Origin of the sequence: Sporosarcina sp. P1 (assembly GCF_002743155.1) — a bacterium.
GTDB lineage: Bacteria > Bacillota > Bacilli > Bacillales_A > Planococcaceae > Sporosarcina > Sporosarcina ureae_B.
Genome location: NZ_PDYS01000005.1, coordinates 31,451 through 53,128 on the forward strand (window position 1 = coordinate 31,451; position 21,678 = coordinate 53,128).

Sequence of the window (21,678 nt, forward strand, 5' to 3'; positions counted from 1 at the left end):
TTACTGCCACTCCAGCAATAATAGTTCTCCACAGAAGCCTGGGCCAAGTGCCGCCATTAAACCGTATTCCCCTTCAGCAGGCTGTTGCTCAATGAAATCCTTAAGTACATAGAGCACAGTAGGAGACGACATGTTTCCATGATCTTGCAACACTTTTTTCGACGTTGCAGTGTGCTCTTGATCCATATCCAATGCTTTTTGATAGGCGTCTAATACTTTTTTACCGCCTGGATGGGCAACGAAATGTTGTACATCTTCCATTGATAGATTATGATCTTCCACAAATTGATGTACGAAAGGTCCTAACCAACTTTTGATGACGGTTGGAATACTCTTTGAAAATACGACATGCAAGCCATCGTTTTTAATGTCCCAGCCCATCACGTCCTCTGAATCTGGCATAAAACGTGAAGACGTTGCACGGATATGCGGCATCGGACGTGTACTTTTAATGGAAGACCGTTCTCCAGAAACAAGTGCGCAGGCAACACCATCTGAAAATAACGATACACCGACCAAGTTACTTTTAGACACATCATCTCGTTGAAACGTTAAGCTGCAAAGCTCTATAGCGAGAACGAGAACATTCGATTCAGGATAGGCTTTACAGTAATCAAAAGCACGACTCATGCCCGAAGCACCACCTGCGCAACCAAGGCCCCAAATGGGGATACGTTTAATATCATGTCGAAATGGTAATTGATTAATAAGACGGGCATCGATACTTGGTGTGGCGATTCCACTACTTGAAACAAAGAAGATCGCGTCTATTTCAGCAGCATTCACCGGACGCTCAAGCGTAGTTGTGTTGGAGAGACATTCCTCCACTGCCCGTTTGCCAAGTGCCAAAGCATGCTGAATATATAAGTTGTTTTTTGTTTCAAAATCATGTGGCTCCGCATACCAATCTAACGGCATACATACTTGTCGTGAATCAATTTCACCGTTTTGGAACACTTTCAATAAGCGGTCAATATCTTTAAATGAATCCGAAAATAAAGAGCGGGCAAATGTCATAGCCTCTTCCTGTGGCAAATCAACAGGTGGTCTAACGGTACTGACAGATTGAATAATTGGCATAGGGTTACCTCCGATAAAATTAATGGCAAGCGCGAGCAGTAAATGATGTCGTAGCTTTTTGTAGACTATATGCAATAGAAGGAGTGGACTTGCCTTTAAGATACAATTAAGTATAGTAGATCCATCCCCTAGTACATCAGTCAAAAATGCTCAAGTGGCTCTTCAGCAAAAAATCGCCTAGACTATGAGAGTAGAAAAAGAGTTATCACCGCTTTGGAGCGTCTGAATATCATGATGCTCCCTCGGTAGTAGGTTTTTCACATAAAATACTGATGGCACATTTGACCTCGCTTCCTTCGACTATCCGAGTCGGATCAGGCGGTGTCATGCTATCTCACTATTCCCCTAATAAAGAGGTAGAAAACTTCAAAGTGTTAGAAGTATGGTTTTCTGGGGAAATTGGTGCAGGCATCGATCGTAGTCACAACAAGTAACGGAAGGTTATGTAGCCTAAGAAATCATATTCGATTCTACAACTTCTCACTTTCATGATAAACTGAAATCATACGAACTGATTATGCAAGAACTTTTGAAAGGGGCTAAAACTAATGAAAGTAATTGATACCAAGAATCAGCTAACTGAAAAGAAAAAACATGTGGAAAAAGTAGCGAATGTCGACAATGCAATCTTCATGAATATTCAATTGCGTGCAGGTGAAGAAGTGGCCGAGCATGATGCGAATAAAGAAGTATTCATCATCGTGCGTAAAGGAAAAGTGCGGTTCATAGTGGAAGGCGAGCCGATTGATGTAACGCCTGACAATGTCTTGCATATGGTGCCGCTGGAAAGACATAGTTTGCACGCGGTGGAGGACTCAGATGTATTCGTTATTCAAGTTAAGCCGTGAAAGTAATATAAACAGAGACTACAAGTATGACTTGTAGTCTCTGTTTATCATTTGGCTTCATTTAAGGTTGAATCGTTTTACAAAATTCACGCAAACTAGAAACGAATCCTTCAGTCTGTTCAGCAGTTCGTTTTTTCGGACCGCGCAAACGACCTCCTGCTCGGCGGATTTTCTGTGCTTTATGACGTGCTGCGAGTAATTGATCAATATTGTCATTTGTATACCATCTACCATTCTGATCAAGTGGCAAACCTTGTTTCGCCAGTGCCATAGCAGCCAAACCATAGTCTTGAGTGACGACAATATCCCCTTTCTTTATACGGTTCACCAATACAAAGTCGACTGCGTCGGCACCTTTGGAAACAGTAATCGTCTCAGCGCCTTCTCGATGCATTTCATGTGCAGTATCACATATTAATACGCAGGAAAGACCGTACTGTTTTGCAATCCCGATTGTTTCGTTAATTACCGGACAGCCATCTGCGTCCACTAAAATCGTTGTCACGTTGTCCCTCTCCTCCTACTCCTTCTAGTAGGTTTAGTATAGCAAATATCGGGAAAGATAAGTAAAAACGCGAAGTTGAGGTGATGAAATGGCTGATTTATCAAAAGAACAACGAACTACTGTAGAACAACGTGAACAATATGGACGTGAAATGGATGCAAAGAATGCTGCCATGGAGAACATAGAAGTACCACTTGAAAACAGAGCATTGGCAGATCACGAAATTCCACCACCTCTAACAGAAGAAGAAGTAAGAGCTAAAGTCGGTAATCAAAACTACCAAAATGCGACCGATGATAACGCACCGACATCAATAGGTAGCTAATCCAGTCGTGTGAAACACTAGGGACATCATGGATGTTCCTTTTTTGCGTTAAAAGCTATTAATGAAACTAACCTGTTAGGCAAATCGTATACATACTATATAACTAGATAATGGAGTGATGAAAAATGAATGAAGGATATTTCGTAGGGTGGGGTACATTAGCTTTAATCAATGCAGTATTGGCTCAGGGAAAAAACAGAAGCGGATTGAACTGGTTTTTACTATCATTGTTTTTAGGACCGCTGGCCACTCTCTTCTTAGCACTATCAGGTAAAAAGTGATAAACTATTTAGGAAACCGAAATAGTGAAGGGAGCTATTATTACTATGAAAATTAACGCAGAGATTTTATTCTCAACAGATGGACAAATAACGAAAAATTTATTGGTAAAGCAATTCGTTGACAATCAAGCTGAAGAATTTTCCACGTTTGTACATGACGGAAAACAGTTAGTCGTTATAAAAAACAAAGAATGGAAAACATTGGATGAAATTCGTAGTATTGCAGGTGAAATATCTCGCAAGCTAGCGACACAAAAGGTAGATTATGCTTCGATTCAAGCGGATCAGTTAGCACAAAAATGGTCATCTGTAGATGAAGCAGTCACGGCTTTTGTCGAAGGATGGCACCTTGGCGCCTATAACTTTGACCGCTACCAATCTAAAAAGGCGGACACTGTCACTACATTAAATGTAATAGGTGCAGATAAAGGCGCAGTCAAATCAGGAGAAGTACGTGCTGCCGCGATGGCATTTTCCAGGGACTTGATGAATGAACTTTCTGATGTGCTAAACCCAGAGACGTATCCAGAAGTATTAAAAGACCATTTCAAAGGAACAAAAGTAAAAATAGATGTACTAGGCAAAAAAGAAATCGAAGACCGCGAAATGAACGGCGTATTAACAGTTTGCCGTGGCAGTAAGTATGAGCCCTCATTCGTTGAGATGACATTGCAGACAGATGCATCAAAACCACTCGTAGCTCTTGTTGGAAAAGGCGTAACATACGATTCAGGGGGGATTAGCTTAAAAGGCGGACGCGATGATAGTGACATGCGTATGGATATGGGTGGTTCAGCAGCTGTCAGCGGTGCATTATCACTACTAGCTCATTCAGATGCAAAAGTGAATGTAGTTGTGCTGATTCCAATGGTCGAAAATACACCTGGACCTGATGCAGTAATGCCTGGTGAAGTTATTCAATATAAGAATGGCATTAGTGTACAAGTCGGTAATACAGATGCAGAAGGACGTTTGATTTTGGCTGACGGATTAATTCGGGCAGGAGAATTACATGCAGATTATACAGTCGATATCGCTACATTAACTGGCGCGGTTGTCGCTGCTTTAGGTACAGAAGTCGGTGGCGTCTTTGGTGATGAAGAGTTGTCTAATAAACTGAAGAAAATTGGCGACCAAAACGGCGACTTCGTTTGGCCTCTTCCGCTAGTAGATGCATATGAGGAAACGCTTGACAGCGCTTATGCTGATTGCAATAATATGAGTTCTTTAACTGTCGCAGGTTCGATCACAGCTGGTCTCTTCTTGCGTAAGTTCGCTCCGAAGAGTAACTGGTTGCATGTAGACATGGCAGGTGTCATGGATAAGCAGAAGTCAAAGGGATATTACACAAAGTCTGCAACTGGCTACGGAGCACGCTTGCTTGCGGATTATGCAGTGTCGTTGACTAAATAATATCAAAAGAATGTCTCAGAAGTTACGATACTTCAAGGGGCATTCTTTTTTCTATTTTTGATGTTCGTATTAACATTGGGTAACAACAGTTAATAAGGGGACGCATAGGAGATAGCTTACAGCGTGTCCATAAGCCTTATCCTCATTACGTTGTCTATCTACGTATAATCCCACCTACACATTATCTAGAACAAAAAGAAATGATCGAAGTCAGCGCGTTATGACTTCGATCATTTGATTGTAAACTCTCATAAATACAACGAAGGGGAGGCGATTCCTGCCAGAATGATTAACAAAGACACCGATGCGATAATCGCAGGCTTCATAAATGCTGGCTCTTCTTTCACCAACTCCTTGATCGCGTAAATTATGGAGATAACAAAAATGAATGGCCATACGAACCAAGTCCATAGATAGAGAATACTTAAAAGCTTCATGATGCTAATAAACATAGACTTCACTCCTAACTTAAGAATAAGAGCTCATTAGAAAAAATGATTACTATACAAGACAATATGCTCTTTTACTTTTGTTTCCCCTAATTTATACAATTCACACTTTTTGTAATGAGATATATACTGTTTTTTATGATTCATTCGTTTTATAAACGTATGGAAGTATTTACTTGCGAATAGCATCGTTACTACGTCAAAATGAACAATAAAAAAGACGCGTGAGAAAAAATCCTCATGCGTCTTTCATTATTTACATAGAACTACTTCACGCGAAAAAGTACCTTTACGTGCAAGACAACGATCTGCTATCTCAAATCCAGCAATTTCGAGCATTTCGTCCATATTCTCAATTGTAATGATTAAACAATTTTTTGCAAAGCGACGAGCTTCTTTCAAAATCTCGAGTTGGCCTTCTGCTGTAATGTGGGTAAATAAATTATACGGCATATCAATGATTGCAATATCGTATTCTTCATCGACTTCAGCAATTGGACCTATAGTGACATTGCCTTCCAAATCAAAGTAGTCGATATTTTTCCGTGAACCATAGACGACAAGCGGATTAATATCACGTCCTTCAATAGGTATCCCCATAGATAGTGCTTCAACCAGTACAGTGCCAATTCCACAGCAAGGATCGATGACGCGTTTCCCTTCAGGATGGGGCACCGCTATATTGACCGCAGCTCTAGCTAAACGGGTACCAAGCGCAGTAGAATACATATGCGGCTTCTGTTGGTGAACATGCCAATCAGAAGAACTATAAAGTAAATTCCCTACATACCAGCGATCGTCCAAGTGCATGATACCGATGAACACTTCAGGATGATCCAGTTCTGGCTCACCTTTTACCTGTAATCCTATGGTACGCTCTATTTTACGACGAGTATCATGATCAATTTTAGCTGTTCTTCCAAGCACCATATCATTTAAGCAGACTGTCTTAAACAATTGATCAATTTCCAGCTCAGAAGCTTTGTCAGCCAGCAATTCTAAACTGTCTGCATCCAGTAACACTTCGAGTCGTGTTTGTATGAACGGACTTCGTGAAGGATCAACTGCTATATCACTGACGACCAGGTTATCTTCTACGTCATGGCCGAAAAAAGCCCGCATTTCCATCCGACATAATTCCTTTTCATCACGGTGTCGAATATACGTGTAGATAAACTGCGATGCCATCAGTTACTTGCTCTCATTTTATGCAAATCACCAAGTACTTCGTATAGAAGTTGTAATGCATCTTTTATAGACATCGTCTCATCAAAACCTTTAAGCGAATCAAACGGAATATTCAATTCCCAGAAACCTTCATTGTCTGAAAATGAAATACTAAAGCCACGTAAGTTGTGCTGAAGTTTTTCTTCAATAAATGTGCGAATTATTTCGCCTTCTTTTTTCTTGCCTTGTAAACCGAATAACGCCATATACGTTTTGAAAATATCATCCACTTCAAGTGCCAGCGAATCGACTTTGATTTCATCGAATTCCGTTGACTCGACAAAGAGAAACTCAGCTATATTAGATTTCAAATACGAGATGGGTTCCTGTGAAAAGCCCTCATCCGCAAAGCGTACGGTTTCCTCTGTTTCTTTTTCGCATACTTCTATTGTTTTAATTGTAAATGTACTCATTTTATTCACTCCTCGTTAGTAAGTATACCGGATTGTTTTTCGGGATACCACGGATTTAAATGAATTAACACCTCATCGACATCTTCATTTTTTGCCATGATCAAATTACGCAATCTACTCGAAATAATATGGCCTTCTTGTATCGTTAAATTACCACTGATACCGATACGGATATCTACCAATACGTAGTGACCATGTTCTCTTGCACGTAAGCGGTCAATTCGCTTCACTTCTGGAATGGAATGAATCAATTCTTCAAATGCGATTAATCGCTCGTCGCATACGCTTTTTTCCATTAATATATCAATACTTTCCTTACCGATTTCTATAGCGATTTTAAAGACAAGAATGGAGACGATAATACCGGCGATGGGATCTCCATATGTGAGTAGCGGCCATGCGTAAGCATCTCCAATTAAAGCAAGCCCAATTCCTATCACGGCAGCAAGCGAGGCATAGACATCGGCTAAGTGATCATACGCCGTTGCGATCAGACCTTTACTGTTCTCCGCTGTACCGATACGAATGGTGTAGACATAGAGTATATATTTCCAAATGAGTGATACGATCGCAGTAAGTAAGGCAATCTTACTCGCTGTAGTAGGATCTTCAAATAAGGCCATTATAGCTTCAAAAGCGATATAGATCGCGGCTAACCCTAAAATGATAGCGACTATACTTGAACCAATTACTTCCGCTTTGCCGTGTCCATACGGATGATCTTCATCTGCAGGTCGTTTCGAAATTTGCATGGAAGTCAGTGCAGCGGCAGAGGCAACTACGTCCCCTGCGTTATGGAAACCGTCTGCAAGTAAAACGGGACTTTTGAAAACAAATCCGACGATCAATTTTAATACAGTCAAAATAATATTACTAAATAAACTGATCCAGATAGCAAAGATGGCAGAAGTAGAATGTTCACGTACATGAATTGTCATAAAAGTTTCCCTCCTCTAAGAGTGTTTCCTATAAGCAACAAAAAAACCTCGCGTAGTTTAGGCGAGGTCATACATAATTGTACTTGTTGGATTGGGACAAAGTTTGTCAATGTCATCACTCATTCATTTGTAGTTCAATTATTATCCCATATTTATACGGTTTATGCAAGCAGACGCAATATTACTCAAAGTAGAAAAAAATCGTCAACTGTGTCAGAATAATAGAATAGATACGTTGCAAGATGGCAATAGAGATAGTTGGTATACACCGTTATGAATAAAAATACAATATAAGAGGATTGATGATGAATGAAACTTTGGGGCGGTCGTTTTAGTAGTAAAGCAGATGAGATTATGGAGAAGTTCAACAGCTCTTTGCCTGTTGACTATCGTCTTTACAGAGAGGATATCGCAGGTAGTATTGCACACGTAACAATGCAAGTTCATTCTGATTTATTGTCACCTGAAGAAGGCGAATTACTCGTGAATGGCTTACAGTCGATTTTGGCAGATATCGAATCGGGAGAATTACAAATTGCAGGTAATTATGAAGATATTCATTCATTCATTGAAATGAACCTAACTGAGCGAGTAGGGGAGACAGGCAAGAAATTGCATACAGCCCGCAGTCGAAACGATCAAGTAGCTGTCGATATGAGACAGTATGCGAGAAACCAAACCTCTGTCGTTATAGATGCACTACAAGTTTTAATTGATTCACTTGAAGCAAAAGGAAAAGCCAATAACGTGATTATGCCAGGCTACACGCATTTGCAGCGCGCGCAAGTCGTCACATTCGGCCATCATTTGGGCGCGTATGCACAAATGTTCAAACGCGATAAAAAACGTGTGCAAAACGCAGCGGAGATTTTGAATGAAAATCCACTGGGCTGTGGTGCACTAGCTGGCACGACACATAATATTGATCGTCAAGTGACGACTGCATTACTAGGGTTTGATAAGCCAGTAGATAACTTCCTTGACGGAGTTAGTGATCGTGACTACTTAGTAGAATTGATGTCCGACTTCTCCCTCATTATGATGCATATGAGCCGTTTAAGTGAGGAACTGATTCTTTGGAGCAGTCAAGAGTTCCGTTTTATCACCATCTCTGATGCCTATTCAACAGGAAGTAGCATCATGCCACAGAAGAAAAATCCGGATGCAGCAGAACTAATCCGTGGAAAAACAGGACGTGTATATGGCTCTCTATTCGCTTTACTCACGACGTTGAAAGGATTGCCATTAACATATAATAAAGACATGCAGGAAGACAAAGAACAATTCTTTGACGCGCTTGATACAGTACTTGATTGCTTGGAAATCATGTCTAAAATGATCGACACTCTACAGGTACATGCAGATCACATGAAAGCGGCGATTAAAAGTGGATTTCTGAATGCAACAGAAGTAGCGGATTATTTAGTCGCAAAAGGCACTCCGTTCCGTGATGCCCATGAAATCGTTGGAAAAATCATCATTTATTGTGAGCAGGGAAACAAAGCGATTGAAGATTTGACTGTGGGTGAACTCCAAAAATTTAGTGACCATATCGAAGACGACATCTATGAATACATCGATTATGAATCTATTATTTTAAAAGGCAATAAAGGATTGATGAAAGAACAGTAATTCTGGAAATGAGATTAGTTTGTACGTTCTCAGTAAAACTGATCCATAACAAACACGTAAAAAGCCTGCGGAATGTCCGCAGGCTTTTTACTATTCGACACGAGGCTTACCTTGAACAGATGCCACAATATAACCTATTGCGCCAAACACTATAGCAGGTAAAATCCAGCCGACCCCTTGTTCATATAATGGTAAGAATTCCAATATATATGTAACCGGTACCAGATCGATATTGAATGCACGTAGTACGTCAAAGAATCCAATAAGACCTGCAGCTAGTAAACCGTAATTATATACTTCATGATAGCCTTTAAATAACGGGTGTAACAATCTGAAAGTTATTAAGACAATGGCTAGCGGATACACTCCGACTAGTACGGGAATAGTCACGGCAAGCAACTGCGTGAGGCCAACATTCGCAACTATCATGGAAAAAGAACAAATAATAAATACAAATGCTTTATAAGAGATCTTAGGTACGACTTTGGAAAGGTATGTAGCGCTAGCGGTAGTCAATCCAACAGAAGTTGTTAAGCAAGCTAGTGTTACTGCAAGTCCAAGTAAGTATAATCCGTTATTCCCCATCAAAGCATATGCAAGTTTAGCTAAAATATCTCCACCGTTTGCTGCGCCTTCTGCTACGGAGCGGCTCGTCATCCCTAAATAGGCTAATCCAGCATAGACAAAACTCAGCCCGAGTACTGCAATGGATCCCGCTTTCATTGTAATGGAAGTAATGGCTTTTCTATCTGTAATACCTTTCGCTTTCACGGCATTTATTACGATAATAGCGAAGACGAGCGCTGCCATTGCGTCCATTGTTCCGTAACCTTCAATAAATCCTTTATAAAAGTAATCTTCTGCATAAGATCCTTGCGGTGCACCCGCTTCACCCACTGGGTTGATAATACCCGTCACCACAATAAGCGTTACGATAGCTAGCAATATGGGAGTTAAAATACTACCGAAACGATCGACTATTTTATTCGGCTTAAATGACAGCCAAATCGTCACTGCAAAAAATAGAATGGAAAACAGCGCCAATGCTAACCTAGCATACGAATCCGGCACAAATGGAGAAACGGCAATTTCAAATGAAACAGTCGCTGTACGCGGAACACCGAAAAACGGTCCAAGTGCTAAATATATAACGAATGGAAATATCATAGCGAATAAAGGTGATGCTCTTCCGGCTAAATCGCTTAATTGATTACCACTCATAGTTACTGCAATTATGCCAAGATAGGGAAGACCCACTCCTGTTATTAAAAAACCGGCCAGCGTAATCCATGTTTGCGTTCCTGCTAGTTGACCAAGTAGTGGTGGGAAAATCATATTTCCTGCACCGAAAAAGAGGGCAAACATCGTCAGCCCTAGTTTGAACGTATCGAGTTTTGTAAATCTATTCATTTGGAATTCCTCCTGAGGTACTTTGAAAAGTGTATGTATTTCGATAATTAATTGCATGTTAATGGAAAGTGCCCATGAAAAAGGATTCTCCTAAGAGAATCCTTCATAAAATTATCCCATAATGTGGTAGCCGGCATCTACATAGATGACTTCACCTGTCACACCACTCGATAAATTACTTAGCATCGCCACCGTCATATCCGAGACTTCTTCAGGCATGACGTTACGTTTTAATGGCGCACGTTCCTCAATTTGACTGAGGATTGTATTAAAGGAAGGAACACCTTTTGCGGACAATGTACGAACCGCACCGGCAGAAATCGCGTTGACGCGAATATTCTTTTCACCTAGCTCTGATGCCAAGTAGCGTACAGAAGCTTCAAGAGCTGCTTTTGCAACACCCATTACATTATAGCCTTCAAGAACTCGTTCTGCTCCTAAATAACTCATCGTAATAATCGCTCCACCTTCTGTCATGTAATGACGGGCTTCACGTGCTGCTGCCACCAATGAATATGCACTGGAATCTTGTGCGAATGCATATCCTTCACGAGTCGTTTCCACGAAAGGATTATGCAAATCTTGTTGATGTGCAAATGCGATGGAGTGGACTACTCCATGAATAACACCAACATGCTCGCCAATCGCTTTGAAAGCCTGCTCGATACTTTCATCACTATTTACATCACATTGTACAATTTGTGTGGCTGTAAATTCACTTTTAGCTAATGCTTTTTCTAATTTATCACGAGAGCGATCTTTACGGTATGTGAAAATGACATTCGCACCGACTGAGAATAATGCTTTTGCTACTCCCCAACCAATACTACGTTCATTTGCAACACCCATAATCACAATGTTTTTACCGGATAGTTTTAATAAATCTACCATAATAGCCTCCTGAAAGTTTATTCTTCATTTGATCATATTATACCCTCCATAATAATAACATATAGTGAAGGGGAAGTTATAGCATTTCTATAAGCCCTTTTTAATAAGAACAGAAAGAGAATTTATAAATTGACTGTTAATAAATAAAAATACAGTTGACTTTATAATTATACATACGTATACTTGTGTTTAATGAATAAAGAGGTGATGGCGTTGAAGGTTGGAATCATAGGAGCGTCTGGATATGGTGGCCTAGAATTGATACGGTTACTACAAAACCATCCGGAAATTGAACAGATTGATTTATACACTTCCTCAGAAGTGGGGGCGGTCTTTTCCCAAAAGTATCCACATCTCGTGAATATTCACGATCAGCCGATGAAGGCTATAGAACCTGAACATATTAGCAAGTTGGATACAGTGTTTTTCAGTACACCGGCTGGCGTTACCACTAAATTACTACCTTCATTAGTAGGCGCAGGTGCTAAATTAATTGACCTCTCGGGAGATTTTAGACTGAAAGATCAAGCAACTTTTGAACAGTGGTATCAAAAAGATGCACCGCCACTTGAACACTTGGAGAAAAGTGTATATGGACTCCCTGAATGGAATAAGCAGCATATTGCTGATGCGGAAATCATTGCGAATCCAGGGTGTTACCCGACAGCAGTTCTACTATCTTTACTTCCGTTATTGAAAAATAAACTGATTGACGGTAGCCGATTAATTATCGATGCAAAAAGTGGTGTATCTGGTGCAGGCAATAAGCCGAGCCAGGCGACTCATTTCAGTGAAACGAATGAAAATTTCTCTATATATAAGATTCATCAGCATCAGCATATACCAGAAATTGAACAAGCAATGAATGCATTTGCTGATCAGCCTGAACCCATTACGTTCACTACGCATCTGGTTCCCATGACAAGAGGTATCATGACGACGAGCTATGCGAAAGTAAATGGACAAGTAACGCAAGAACAGCTGATAAATTGCTTGCAAGAAACATATAAAGACAGTCCGTTTGTTCGGATTTTGACAGATGTGCAAAGAATCAGTACAAAACAGGTATATGGCTCTAATTATTGCGATATACATGTCAAAGTAGATCCACGAACAAATCAAGCAACGATTATAGCAGTCATTGATAATGTGGTGAAAGGTGCCGCAGGACAAGCTATACAAAATATGAATATCCAATATGGTCTAAATGAAAAAACGGGAATCGATATCATTCCATTATGGATTTAAACTATTAATTGGAACACAAGAATTGAGGGGAGCACTACTATGGAAACTATCGAAAGTATGAAGCGCATCTCGCGTAAAAATATTATCTCACCAAAAGGGTTCAAGGCAGTCGGCATTCACTGTGGGCTAAAACATAAGAAAAATGATTTGGCTCTATTAGTTAGCGAAGTGCCAGCGAGTGTTGCGGGTGTCTTCACAACGAATGTAATCCAAGCAGCTCCACTTCAAGTCACAAAAAAAGTAGTTTATGAAACGCAAAAAATGCAGGCGATCGTCATTAACTCTGGTAACGCAAATGCATGTACAGGAAAGCAAGGCATGCAAGATGCAATGACTATGCAGCAAAAAACTGCAGAGCACTTAGGAATCGATTCCAATCTTGTTGGAATTGCCTCAACAGGTGTGATCGGCGAACAAATGAATATGGGACCTTTACTATCGGGTATTGAAAAGTTACAACCGATAGACACATTGGAGGGATCCATTCAATTTTCCCAAGCAATTTTAACAACAGATACCGTAACGAAAAATACTGCATATGCAACGGTGATTGATGATCGTGAAATAGTAGTAGCGGGTGTTGCAAAAGGTTCCGGAATGATTGAACCGAATATGGCGACGATGCTGGGCTTCATTACAACCGATGCCAATATCGAGTCTGCACATTTACAAACCGCACTAAAAGAAATTACGGATGTAACATTCAACTCCATTACGGTAGATGGAGATACATCAACGAATGATATGGTACTCGTTATGGCAAACGGACTTGCGGGTAACCATTCATTAACTCCAGATCATCCCGAATGGCAATCTTTCGTCGATGCATTGCATGCTGTGTCACGTGATTTGGCAAAAATGATTGCTAAAGACGGAGAAGGTGCTACTAAATTAATCGAAGCGAAAGTTACAGGTGCAGTTTCGGATGAACAAGCGCGTCAAATTGCGAAATCTGTTGTCGGCTCACCACTTGTCAAGACGGCAGTATTTGGCTGTGACGCCAATTGGGGGAGAATTATTGCGGCAGTCGGATATAGCGGCGCCACAATAGATCCTGAAGATATCAAAATCTATATCGGCGACACAGTAGTAGTAGAAGGCGGGGAACCCATTCCGTTTTCAGAAGAAAAACTGTTGATCTACCTAAAACAACATGAAGTGAAATTCGCAATAGAATTAAACCAGGGAGCTGGTCAAGGAATGGCATGGGGGTGCGATCTTACTTATGACTACGTCCAAATCAACGCAACATACCGCACGTAAACGACAGGTTATTAAACTAGGGGGCAGTATGCTAGACGAGTTAGGTGACAATTTTTTTCAAGGTGTGAAAAAGTTACAGCAAGATGGTGTTCAAGTAATTATTGTTCATGGCGGAGGCCCGAATATTAATCAAGAGCTTGAAAATCAAGACGTCACTTCGACTGTAGTTAAAGGATTCCGTGTTACGTCTGCTGAAGCAATTGGTATCATCCAGTCGATCATGATTGGTCAAGTAAATCCAACGCTCGTACATCGCTTTAATCATGAAGGAATCAAGGCGATTGGATTAAGTGGATTCGATGCGAACTTATTTACATGTGATGTACTTGACTTTGAAACGTATGGTTATGTGGGAGAAATAAAAACAGTTAAAACAGAAGTCCTGGATGCGCTACTAGATGCCGGAATTATTCCTGTTATTTCTTGTATTGGTGCAACCGCATCTGGAGAACCATTGAACGTTAATGCGGATACAGTCGCGAGTCGAATTGCATTAGCTGTGAAGGCAGAAAGTTTATTATTAGTGACAGATACATCTGGAATCAGGATTCAAGATCAGCCCCAAGCGGAAGCAGGACCCCAAGCTATTTATAGCTGGATTAAAACAGATGATATCTACGGAGGAATGATTCCGAAAGTAATGGCGGCCATCGATTGTCTAGAAGCGGGGATTCCCTCTGTACAGATTGTCTGTCAAAAACTAAAAGGAACGGTCATTACCAATGAGGAGGCAATTGTGTGACGTATTTATTCAATAACTATGCAAGACGTGCGGTGCATCTCGTTAAAGGCCAAGGTACCGTAGTGACAGACGATAAAGGGAAGGACTACTTAGACTTTACTAGCGGTATCGCAGTCGTCAGTTTAGGACATGCTCATCCCGCGATCGTTAAAGCATTACAAGAACAAAGCGAAAAGCTATGGCATATTTCAAATTTATTCGAAAGTCCAGAACAAGAAAAACTTGCTGAATCATTGACAAGAAATACGGATTTGTCGTATGCGTTATTTTGTAACAGTGGAGCCGAAGCGAATGAAGCTGCAATTAAACTAGCACGTAAACATACAGGAAAACATCATATCTTATCGTTCAAACAGTCATTTCACGGGCGGACCTTTGGCGCAATGGCCGCTACGGGTCAGGATAAAATCCAAAAAGGGTTCGGTCCGATGCTAGAAAGTTTTGAAGCCTTGCCATTTAATGATGTTGAGGCTTTGAAACAGGCGACGAACGATCATGTCGCTGCCATCATGTTAGAAGTCATCCAGGCGGAAGGTGGAGTCAACTCCATTGAACCCGCTTTCGCTGAAGCGGTTATGGCTGCATGTAATGAACACAATATTCTTCTCATTATCGACGAAGTTCAGACAGGCATTGGACGTACAGGAACTCGCTATGCCTACGAGCAGACTGCACTAAAACCAAATATCGTATCACTTGCTAAAGGTCTTGGTGGCGGGTTCCCGATTGGAGCATTGCTAGCTAGCGAAGAGTTGTTCAATACATTCGGACCCGGCACACACGGTACAACATTTGGCGGAAATCCATTAGCGGTCTCAGTTGCCCAAACAGTAGTTGATCATGTGTTTGATCCTGCTTTCTTAAAGGATGTACAAGAAAAGTCTACGTATCTGAAGCAACAACTCCAATTAGAATTACCTAAAGATAAATATTCAATTCGCGGTAATGGATTACTAGTTGGAATTCATTCAAATAATGAGGTTGGTTCATACATCCAAGAGGCCGAAAAACAAGGCTTGCTCCTAGTACCTGCTGGAACGAATGTCATCCGTCTGTTACCACCACTGACAGTTTCAAAAGAAGAAATCGACCAAGCGGTAGCGATTTTAAAGAAAATATTAACGTAATAACAATATGAATTAAAGTAGTCTGCGAACTGCTATTCAATTAACAAAAGATCTCCCTGAAGTCTAAAAACTTCAAGGGAGATCTCTTTTTTACATAGGTTTAAGTTCGAGTTTAGGTCGGGTGTAAACTCAAGTACTAAATTAATTACCATCCAACATTCAATGAACGACAAACCGTAATAACCACACGCTTCGTAGGGAGTGTAGAACAGAGCGGACGAGAAGGACAAGCCACACTCTTGGGAAAGCGTCATCTTGGAATGGTAACTCACAATCCCTTACCGGCTACACTTCTTCATTACACTTATTCTTACAGTTTTTTAAAAGAAAGCTATCGCCTTTTTTTGAATTCTTTCTATACAAAGAATTAATGCTCAGGTATAGTTAAGGCAAAACAACCTAAGAGAATGGAAGTGTCCTAAACTTGAAACAGATATGTGCATTAGTGCTAACGACGATGCTAGTCCTATTTGCAATACCGACTAACTCACTTGCCGCCGTCTTCCAAGACGTACTTCCTCAGCACTCAGCCGCTGATGAAATACGATATCTAGTTGAAAAAGATATTATCATAGAAAAACCAACTGCCAAATACCGTGTAAACGAACCGATCACACGCCTCGAAGCTTCAGGAATGATCCAACGCGCACTGAAAATCTCGGTAGATAATAGACCTGATGCAAATCTGTCAGACGTAAAGCTGTCCCATCCGCATTACGCACTCATCGCCACCATGGTCGATGAAGGTATTTTTATGGGGAACGAGAAAAATGAATTTCAACCGTATGGCAATTTGAAACGTGGGCAAATGGCAGCGGTATTCGTTCGCGCATTCGATCTGACAGGCAAATCCACGTATCGATTCCGTGACGTGCCTGCAACGTACTGGGGTTTATCTGACATACAAAAGTTATCTGTAAATGCCATTACAACAGGCTATTTAGATAACACATTTAAGCCCAATCAAACATTAACACGTGGACACTTTGCAGTATTTCTTGCACGAATTCTTGAGCCTGACTTTAGAGAGCAATCTGCTTGTTATAAGCCGAATAACACACCAGTGCAAACTGTCAATGTTCCTGTTACAACACTTTGGAAAGAGCCAGGGAAATCGCGAACAGTGGATGCTTATGCCACAAACAAATTGCCTGATATTACGAAGTGGGTTGCTGCGATGAGTTTGCGTGAAAAACAATGGTTAGTAGGTAAATTAGAAACTCAAGCACTATATGGTCAAACAGTAAAAGTCCTGCAGACAAAAGGTGACTGGGTTCAAGTGGCAGTAATAGATCAAAGCTCTCCTAAAAACGCAGCAGGTTACCCGGGATGGATGCTGAAAAATCATTTAACGACAGTATATCCTAACTATGCAACATGCGACACAGCCATGGTAACGACGAAATCAGCCGCACTTACAATTGATGAAAATGGCAAGCAACCTTTTCGTTCCATCAGCTTCAACACGATATTGCCTATTATTGATATCATGGATAATAAACTTGCTGTCCAGACACCTGCTGACGGGGTGAAGTACGTTGATAGAAGTGCAGTGAAGATAGTAGGGGCGGATGGAGTCATGCCAAAGCCTACCACACAGCAAATCATGGAAACAGCCAAGCTATTTAATGGATTAACGTATCTATGGGCAGGAACTTCAGGATTTGGCTTGGATTGCTCTGGATTCACTTACTCTGTCTATCGTCAGCATGGTATTGATATACCACGTGATGCATCCGTGCAAGCACTAAATGGAATATTGATACAGAAGAAAGATTTACAACCGGGTGACTTACTGTTCTTTGCCTATAATAAAGGTAAAGGAACTATACATCATGTAGCGATGTACGCAGGGAACGGTCAAATGATTCACGCACCTAATCCTAAACGTACTGTAGAGATCATCCCGATGACTGCGGAACCGTATAAATCAGAATATGTTTCAGCTAGAAGATATGTAAAATGAAAAAAGCGCACAGACAATGATGTCTGTGCGCTTTTTCATCTGTTTTACAAATTTCCTTCATACAATACATTATCACTATTTAAATCAATAACTTTTAAATGGAGATTGTCTTTGATGAAAATACTCTTGTATACTTTTTGTCCGCTTTCATTTTCAAAAAGAATGATGCGTTTATTTTGATTATCCACTTTCACTTGAGCTGTTAACTCGTCCATCGGAATATGCTCTGCCAATACCTCGGCTTCTTCATGTCCTAACAAGTTGGAATTAGAAGGTTTGTACGAAGCATTCGATTCTTCACTAGGCACATCTTCTGAGGGTGTTTCAGTGCCAGCAGATTCATTAACTTCAGGTTCTGCTAGTTCCTCCTCAGGCTCTATTAAATCAACCGGGTTGTCCTCATTTGCTACAGGTTTTGTTTCCTCATCAGTACTACATGCAACCAAAAATACAGCGAGTGCAGGTAAAAGCCACGATTTTTTCATACAGATTCCTCCCTGTTTATTTTTATTTAATGTGTTGAAAGTGTAAAAGCTAATTAAAGATAAATCAATTGACTCGACTTTAATAATCAGGATAAAGAGGGATTCTACTGTAAAAATTGAATGAGTAAAGTAGGATGTCCACATAGAATTTTCAAGCACTTTATGAACAATACAGGAGGAACAATTATGAAGAATATCGTGCCTGTAGATGGATCAAATACGGGATGCAAAGTAATAGATCATGCGTTAAATGAGCGAAGTTATCTGATGAGGAAATAGTATTATTGAATGTTCAACAAACACTACAGGAAGTGGGTCTACGAACGATTAAAAAAAGTAATAATATGTTGCAAGGTAAAGCTGTGAAATACTTTGCGAAAGTGCGTATCGGCAAGCCTTCCATGGAAATTATCGCAGAATTAAATGATAAAGAAGTTCGATATATAGCGTTGGCAGTAGGAAACGGTAAAGCGGTAGCAATTGGCAGTATCAGTAAGTAAGTTTTACCGTTAGCTAAATGTCCGATAGTTTGAATTCCTGAGTGTTCTGATTGATGAATGTTCAGCGGAAAATATTGTTACCTTTCTCACATTTCATGGTATATTAATTGTATAGTATAAAAGAACCTAAAGAGGTGAAATTATTGGAAAAGCTTTTGAGAACATCTTCTGCACGGAATGCTCTTAGAAAAGTAGAACGGGTTACAAAGCGCATTCAGCCATTAATAGAAAATGAACAATCATTTACTTTGAATTATCAAGTTCTTCATCAAATATTAGACGAACAGCTTGAAGAGGATGAATACTTTGTCATTGTGGATGAAATGGGTCGGAGCTATATCCATACTAATCGGTTATGGGAAGGCACAGTATTTTCCGATGCCATTGGCTTGCGTGCTGCTAATACAACCAAGCCGTTACTGCAAGTGTATGAAAGAAAATCCGGTGAGCGACTTATTGATGCATCCATGCCAATCATTCAAGTTGGAAGCAAGCAATTCACGTTGCGATTAGGTCGAATAAATCATCAGAAATACATTCTTTATGGAGCGACTTTATCTGTTGTATTGCCAGCTTTGGCGATGGGAGTACTTGCATATATATTTGATTTACCTATCCAACAGAGCGTAGCATTCGTTAGTATGTCTTTACTTCTTTCAGGCATTTTCACAACTGGTCTCTATAACATAGTCATGAAAGGTGTACGGTCTTGGCGTAAAGTCACGAGGAAAATTTCATCTGGTGATCTAACAGCCGAAGTAACCGAAAGATCCAGATCTGAGTTTAATCAAATTGGTTTCGAAATTAATAAAATCGTTATCGGTACAAAGAATATCGTCACAGAACTCGATCGCTCCTCTGAAATCGTGGATCGAATTAGTGAAGTGCAGGCTTCCGAAGCGGGTCGATTATCACATGTCTTCACTTCATATGGCGAAACTATGCAAAACTTCCAAAGTGGAACAGAGCAACAATTATCTTCATTACAATCTGCCAACGCTATGGTCCAGACGATGATGGCGGGAATTCGAGAAATGGAATTACGCATACAACAAACACTTTCCAAATCTGAACATGCGTTGACTGCTGCAACACAAGGTAGTCAGGCAATTGAAGAAACAGAAGAAAAGATGCGGCAGATCAATGAAGCAGTTCACATGTCTTCACAAAAAATTATGCAGGTCGCAGAGGATATCAACCAAGTCATACAAAAAGTTTCTCTCATTACAAAAATCGCTGAACAAACGAACTTGTTAGCACTCAATGCCTCTATTGAAGCGGCGCGGGCAGGAGAAGCGGGGAACGGATTCTCAGTCGTAGCAAACGAAGTTCGTAAACTGGCAGAAGAAACGAATGCATTCGCAAATGATGTTGTGCGAACACTAGAACAAACAAATAACGAAGTGAAAATTGCCGTACAACATGTAGAATCGAATGCGGATACTATTGAAGAAGGCGTGGAAATCGTCAAAATAGCCGGACAATCCATTCTCTATATGAATGACGCTGTGATTGATACAAAATCAGCTGTCACAAGCAATAGCCTTCACGCGGAAGAATTAATTAAAGACGGTGAGCAAATCGAAAAAATTATCGAGCAAATTACTATGATATCTGAACAATTTACAGATAGTGTCATCCAAACAGTAGCTGGTATGGATGAACAAGTAGAGGGGATCCAGCAGTTGGCAAGTGATGCCAGCAAACTAACAGACGAAGCAACAGCGCTAAGTCGTATCGTCCACCGCTTCACATTTTAATCTTTCATCTATAGTGCAAATGGAAAATCAGCCATTTAAAAACAAAGACACAATCCAAGAATTTGGAATATGTCTTTGTTTTTTTGTTCATTTAATTATAGTGGATCTCTAACTTTGAATTAAACACTAGGCTGTATAGTATGTTTTTTATATTGACGCGCTTCATCTTTGCGCTTCTGTTGTATACGGAGAAATATATTATTTCCTAACAGCGCTGCAATAATAAATACCGTACCAATGTAATCGAAAATCGTTAATTGATATCCTTGTATATATGAAATCACTAATGTGGTCACCGGCACAAAATTAATAAACAATAAACCGTTCAATGGAGACAAAATTCGTACGCCAACATTCCAACCTACTAATGCAATCACACCTGGAAAAATAATCATAAACAACATATGTGGTGTTACCACTTGCAATGTTTCCATAGTGGGGACAGAAATATAACCTGTCCATGTTACGAAAAATACCACTATACAAGCAGTTAATGTGCCAAGTAAACAGCTCAACGTAGAATAACGTAATGCTGACCATTCACTAAATCGATTTCCACCCATCGTATAAATCACCCAGCCGATTACTGCAATGAAGATTAGTAATGAAGGGACAATGTCATCTGTTGCTGTCAAGAACGTACGTAAATCACCTTTTGTGATCACAAGCATGACACCGACAAATGCAGTAAACACACAAGTGAGCGTGAAACCATGTGGTTTATGTCTACTAATCATCCATACAATGACAATAGAAATCATTGGCATCATGGCTTCTGAAATAGACGCTACCATAGTCCCGGGTTGTCCCATTAGATCTTGTCCCCAGAAAATAAGGAGGTTATAAACAACAAATGCCATCGTACCGAAGAACCAAAGAGATAAACCCTTTTTTTCAAAGCGAAAAGCTTGCGAGCCTTCTTTAAACCATAATATTGCGACAAGCAGAAGTGTAACTGAGACATAACGAATTAATGTGAAATAAAATGGGTCGATATTTTTGAATGCACTATTGGCAACTGGGAACATCGCCCCCCATGAAACACTAGCTATAAAGCACAGAAACGCTCCCCAGATAATCTTGTTTTTCAACGGACCTAACCTCCTAGAAGTACTATCTCTAGTAAACACTAGATTAGACATCACGTAAAACGAATAATAATGATGACTACTATC

Annotated in this window: 22 protein-coding genes; 12 read left to right on the top strand and 10 right to left on the bottom strand. The window is 40.3% G+C overall.

The features are described from left to right. Positions 1-1,080, bottom strand: coding sequence for a type III polyketide synthase (locus CSV73_RS07280; RefSeq protein ID WP_099627051.1), 1,080 nt, complete (start codon positions 1,078-1,080; stop codon positions 1-3). Between the two features lie 548 nt (positions 1,081-1,628). Here CSV73_RS07280 and CSV73_RS07285 point away from each other — a divergent pair. Next, complete coding sequence (locus CSV73_RS07285; protein WP_085131381.1) at positions 1,629-1,928, top strand: cupin domain-containing protein; 300 nt, start codon at positions 1,629-1,631, stop codon at positions 1,926-1,928. 61 nt (positions 1,929-1,989) lie between these two features. On the opposite strand, the gene CSV73_RS07290 is transcribed toward CSV73_RS07285, so the two are convergent. Further along, positions 1,990-2,433 carry a YaiI/YqxD family protein gene (locus tag CSV73_RS07290; protein ID WP_085131380.1) on the bottom strand — a complete coding sequence of 148 codons (444 nt, stop codon included), beginning with the start codon at positions 2,431-2,433 and terminating at the stop codon, positions 1,990-1,992. A gap of 88 nt (positions 2,434-2,521) precedes the next feature. Between CSV73_RS07290 and CSV73_RS07295 the strand changes: the two genes are divergently transcribed. The 3 genes from CSV73_RS07295 (at position 2,522) to CSV73_RS07300 (ending at position 4,452) form a co-directional block, all read left to right on the top strand. Beyond that, a complete protein-coding gene (locus CSV73_RS07295; RefSeq protein ID WP_085131379.1) occupies positions 2,522-2,758 on the top strand; it encodes a hypothetical protein in 237 nt (78 codons plus the stop codon). Positions 2,759-2,883: 125 nt separating this feature from the next. Next, the gene (locus CSV73_RS16570) at positions 2,884-3,039 is read left to right on the top strand and encodes a hypothetical protein (protein WP_198166067.1); all 156 of its coding nucleotides are present in this window, start codon (positions 2,884-2,886) and stop codon (positions 3,037-3,039) included. Positions 3,040-3,084: 45 nt separating this feature from the next. Continuing rightward, the gene (locus CSV73_RS07300) at positions 3,085-4,452 is read left to right on the top strand and encodes a leucyl aminopeptidase family protein (protein ID WP_099627052.1); all 1,368 of its coding nucleotides are present in this window, start codon (positions 3,085-3,087) and stop codon (positions 4,450-4,452) included. A 248-nt stretch (positions 4,453-4,700) separates the two neighbouring features. Here the strand turns inward: CSV73_RS07300 and CSV73_RS07305 are convergent, their stop codons facing one another. From CSV73_RS07305 to CSV73_RS07320, 4 genes are all read right to left on the bottom strand, one after another. After that, positions 4,701-4,904 carry a hypothetical protein gene (locus CSV73_RS07305; protein ID WP_085131378.1) on the bottom strand — a complete coding sequence of 68 codons (204 nt, stop codon included), beginning with the start codon at positions 4,902-4,904 and terminating at the stop codon, positions 4,701-4,703. 249 nt (positions 4,905-5,153) lie between these two features. Beyond that, positions 5,154-6,089, bottom strand: coding sequence for a TRM11 family SAM-dependent methyltransferase (locus CSV73_RS07310; RefSeq protein WP_143560933.1), 936 nt, complete (start codon positions 6,087-6,089; stop codon positions 5,154-5,156). Then, positions 6,089-6,541: a protoporphyrinogen oxidase gene (locus CSV73_RS07315; RefSeq protein WP_099627054.1), complete on the bottom strand. Its 453-nt coding sequence runs from the start codon at positions 6,539-6,541 to the stop codon at positions 6,089-6,091. Before CSV73_RS07315 ends, CSV73_RS07310 begins: the two co-directional genes overlap by 1 nt. 5 nt (positions 6,542-6,546) lie before the next feature. After that, positions 6,547-7,479 (bottom strand): cation diffusion facilitator family transporter, encoded by a 933-nt coding sequence (locus CSV73_RS07320; protein WP_085131375.1) that lies wholly within the window; start codon positions 7,477-7,479, stop codon positions 6,547-6,549. Between the two features lie 309 nt (positions 7,480-7,788). Between CSV73_RS07320 and argH the strand changes: the two genes are divergently transcribed. Further along, the gene (gene argH / locus CSV73_RS07325) at positions 7,789-9,111 is read left to right on the top strand and encodes an argininosuccinate lyase (protein ID WP_099627055.1); all 1,323 of its coding nucleotides are present in this window, start codon (positions 7,789-7,791) and stop codon (positions 9,109-9,111) included. 90 nt (positions 9,112-9,201) lie between these two features. Here argH and brnQ read toward each other — a convergent pair whose 3' ends face one another. Continuing rightward, positions 9,202-10,521, bottom strand: coding sequence for a branched-chain amino acid transport system II carrier protein (gene brnQ, locus CSV73_RS07330; RefSeq protein WP_085131373.1), 1,320 nt, complete (start codon positions 10,519-10,521; stop codon positions 9,202-9,204). 111 nt (positions 10,522-10,632) lie between these two features. Next, positions 10,633-11,412, bottom strand: a complete 780-nt coding sequence (locus CSV73_RS07335; protein WP_085131372.1) for an enoyl-ACP reductase FabI — start codon at positions 11,410-11,412, stop codon at positions 10,633-10,635. Positions 11,413-11,619: 207 nt separating this feature from the next. Between CSV73_RS07335 and argC the strand changes: the two genes are divergently transcribed. The 5 genes from argC to CSV73_RS07360 all read left to right on the top strand — a co-directional run bounded on the left by argC (position 11,620) and on the right by CSV73_RS07360 (position 17,758). Further along, positions 11,620-12,660 carry an N-acetyl-gamma-glutamyl-phosphate reductase gene (argC, locus tag CSV73_RS07340; protein ID WP_233202850.1) on the top strand — a complete coding sequence of 347 codons (1,041 nt, stop codon included), beginning with the start codon at positions 11,620-11,622 and terminating at the stop codon, positions 12,658-12,660. A gap of 39 nt (positions 12,661-12,699) precedes the next feature. After that, the gene (gene argJ / locus CSV73_RS07345; protein WP_099627057.1) at positions 12,700-13,923 is read left to right on the top strand and encodes a bifunctional glutamate N-acetyltransferase/amino-acid acetyltransferase ArgJ; all 1,224 of its coding nucleotides are present in this window, start codon (positions 12,700-12,702) and stop codon (positions 13,921-13,923) included. After that, a complete protein-coding gene (gene argB, locus CSV73_RS07350) occupies positions 13,886-14,665 on the top strand; it encodes an acetylglutamate kinase (protein ID WP_085131369.1) in 780 nt (259 codons plus the stop codon). Before argJ ends, argB begins: the two co-directional genes overlap by 38 nt. Continuing rightward, complete coding sequence (locus tag CSV73_RS07355) at positions 14,662-15,792, top strand: acetylornithine transaminase (RefSeq protein WP_099627058.1); 1,131 nt, start codon at positions 14,662-14,664, stop codon at positions 15,790-15,792. Before argB ends, CSV73_RS07355 begins: the two co-directional genes overlap by 4 nt. Positions 15,793-16,216: 424 nt before the next feature. Next, on the top strand, positions 16,217-17,758 hold the full coding sequence (locus CSV73_RS07360) for an NlpC/P60 family protein (protein ID WP_099627059.1): 1,542 nt from the start codon (positions 16,217-16,219) through the stop codon (positions 17,756-17,758). Between the two features lie 44 nt (positions 17,759-17,802). Here CSV73_RS07360 and CSV73_RS07365 read toward each other — a convergent pair whose 3' ends face one another. Then, the gene (locus CSV73_RS07365) at positions 17,803-18,243 is read right to left on the bottom strand and encodes a hypothetical protein (RefSeq protein ID WP_085131366.1); all 441 of its coding nucleotides are present in this window, start codon (positions 18,241-18,243) and stop codon (positions 17,803-17,805) included. Positions 18,244-18,527: 284 nt separating this feature from the next. Between CSV73_RS07365 and CSV73_RS07370 the strand changes: the two genes are divergently transcribed. Next, positions 18,528-18,743 (top strand): hypothetical protein, encoded by a 216-nt coding sequence (locus tag CSV73_RS07370; protein ID WP_085131365.1) that lies wholly within the window; start codon positions 18,528-18,530, stop codon positions 18,741-18,743. Positions 18,744-18,886: 143 nt separating this feature from the next. Continuing rightward, complete coding sequence (locus CSV73_RS07375) at positions 18,887-20,503, top strand: methyl-accepting chemotaxis protein (protein ID WP_099627060.1); 1,617 nt, start codon at positions 18,887-18,889, stop codon at positions 20,501-20,503. 119 nt (positions 20,504-20,622) lie between these two features. On the opposite strand, the gene CSV73_RS07380 is transcribed toward CSV73_RS07375, so the two are convergent. After that, complete coding sequence (locus tag CSV73_RS07380) at positions 20,623-21,645, bottom strand: DMT family transporter (RefSeq protein ID WP_199092989.1); 1,023 nt, start codon at positions 21,643-21,645, stop codon at positions 20,623-20,625. Between the last annotated feature and the right edge of the window lie 33 nt (positions 21,646-21,678).

Excerpts from the sequence above, each read along its gene's own strand:
- CSV73_RS07280 (WP_099627051.1), bottom strand. The coding sequence starts at position 1,080 with ATGCCAATTATTCAATCTGTCAGTACCGTTAGACCACCTGTTGATTTG.
- CSV73_RS07285 (WP_085131381.1), top strand. The coding sequence starts at position 1,629 with ATGAAAGTAATTGATACCAAGAATCAGCTAACTGAAAAGAAAAAACAT.
- CSV73_RS07295 (WP_085131379.1), top strand. The coding sequence starts at position 2,522 with ATGGCTGATTTATCAAAAGAACAACGAACTACTGTAGAACAACGTGAA.
- CSV73_RS16570 (WP_198166067.1), top strand. The coding sequence starts at position 2,884 with ATGAATGAAGGATATTTCGTAGGGTGGGGTACATTAGCTTTAATCAAT.
- CSV73_RS07300 (WP_099627052.1), top strand. The coding sequence starts at position 3,085 with ATGAAAATTAACGCAGAGATTTTATTCTCAACAGATGGACAAATAACG.
- CSV73_RS07305 (WP_085131378.1), bottom strand. The coding sequence starts at position 4,904 with ATGTTTATTAGCATCATGAAGCTTTTAAGTATTCTCTATCTATGGACT.
- CSV73_RS07310 (WP_143560933.1), bottom strand. The coding sequence starts at position 6,089 with ATGGCATCGCAGTTTATCTACACGTATATTCGACACCGTGATGAAAAG.
- CSV73_RS07315 (WP_099627054.1), bottom strand. The coding sequence starts at position 6,541 with ATGAGTACATTTACAATTAAAACAATAGAAGTATGCGAAAAAGAAACA.
- CSV73_RS07320 (WP_085131375.1), bottom strand. The coding sequence starts at position 7,479 with ATGACAATTCATGTACGTGAACATTCTACTTCTGCCATCTTTGCTATC.
- argH (WP_099627055.1), top strand. The coding sequence starts at position 7,789 with ATGAAACTTTGGGGCGGTCGTTTTAGTAGTAAAGCAGATGAGATTATG.
- brnQ (WP_085131373.1), bottom strand. The coding sequence starts at position 10,521 with ATGAATAGATTTACAAAACTCGATACGTTCAAACTAGGGCTGACGATG.
- CSV73_RS07335 (WP_085131372.1), bottom strand. The coding sequence starts at position 11,412 with ATGGTAGATTTATTAAAACTATCCGGTAAAAACATTGTGATTATGGGT.
- argC (WP_233202850.1), top strand. The coding sequence starts at position 11,620 with ATGGCGTTGAAGGTTGGAATCATAGGAGCGTCTGGATATGGTGGCCTA.
- argJ (WP_099627057.1), top strand. The coding sequence starts at position 12,700 with ATGGAAACTATCGAAAGTATGAAGCGCATCTCGCGTAAAAATATTATC.
- argB (WP_085131369.1), top strand. The coding sequence starts at position 13,886 with ATGACTACGTCCAAATCAACGCAACATACCGCACGTAAACGACAGGTT.
- CSV73_RS07365 (WP_085131366.1), bottom strand. The coding sequence starts at position 18,243 with ATGAAAAAATCGTGGCTTTTACCTGCACTCGCTGTATTTTTGGTTGCA.
- CSV73_RS07380 (WP_199092989.1), bottom strand. The coding sequence starts at position 21,645 with ATGTCTAATCTAGTGTTTACTAGAGATAGTACTTCTAGGAGGTTAGGT.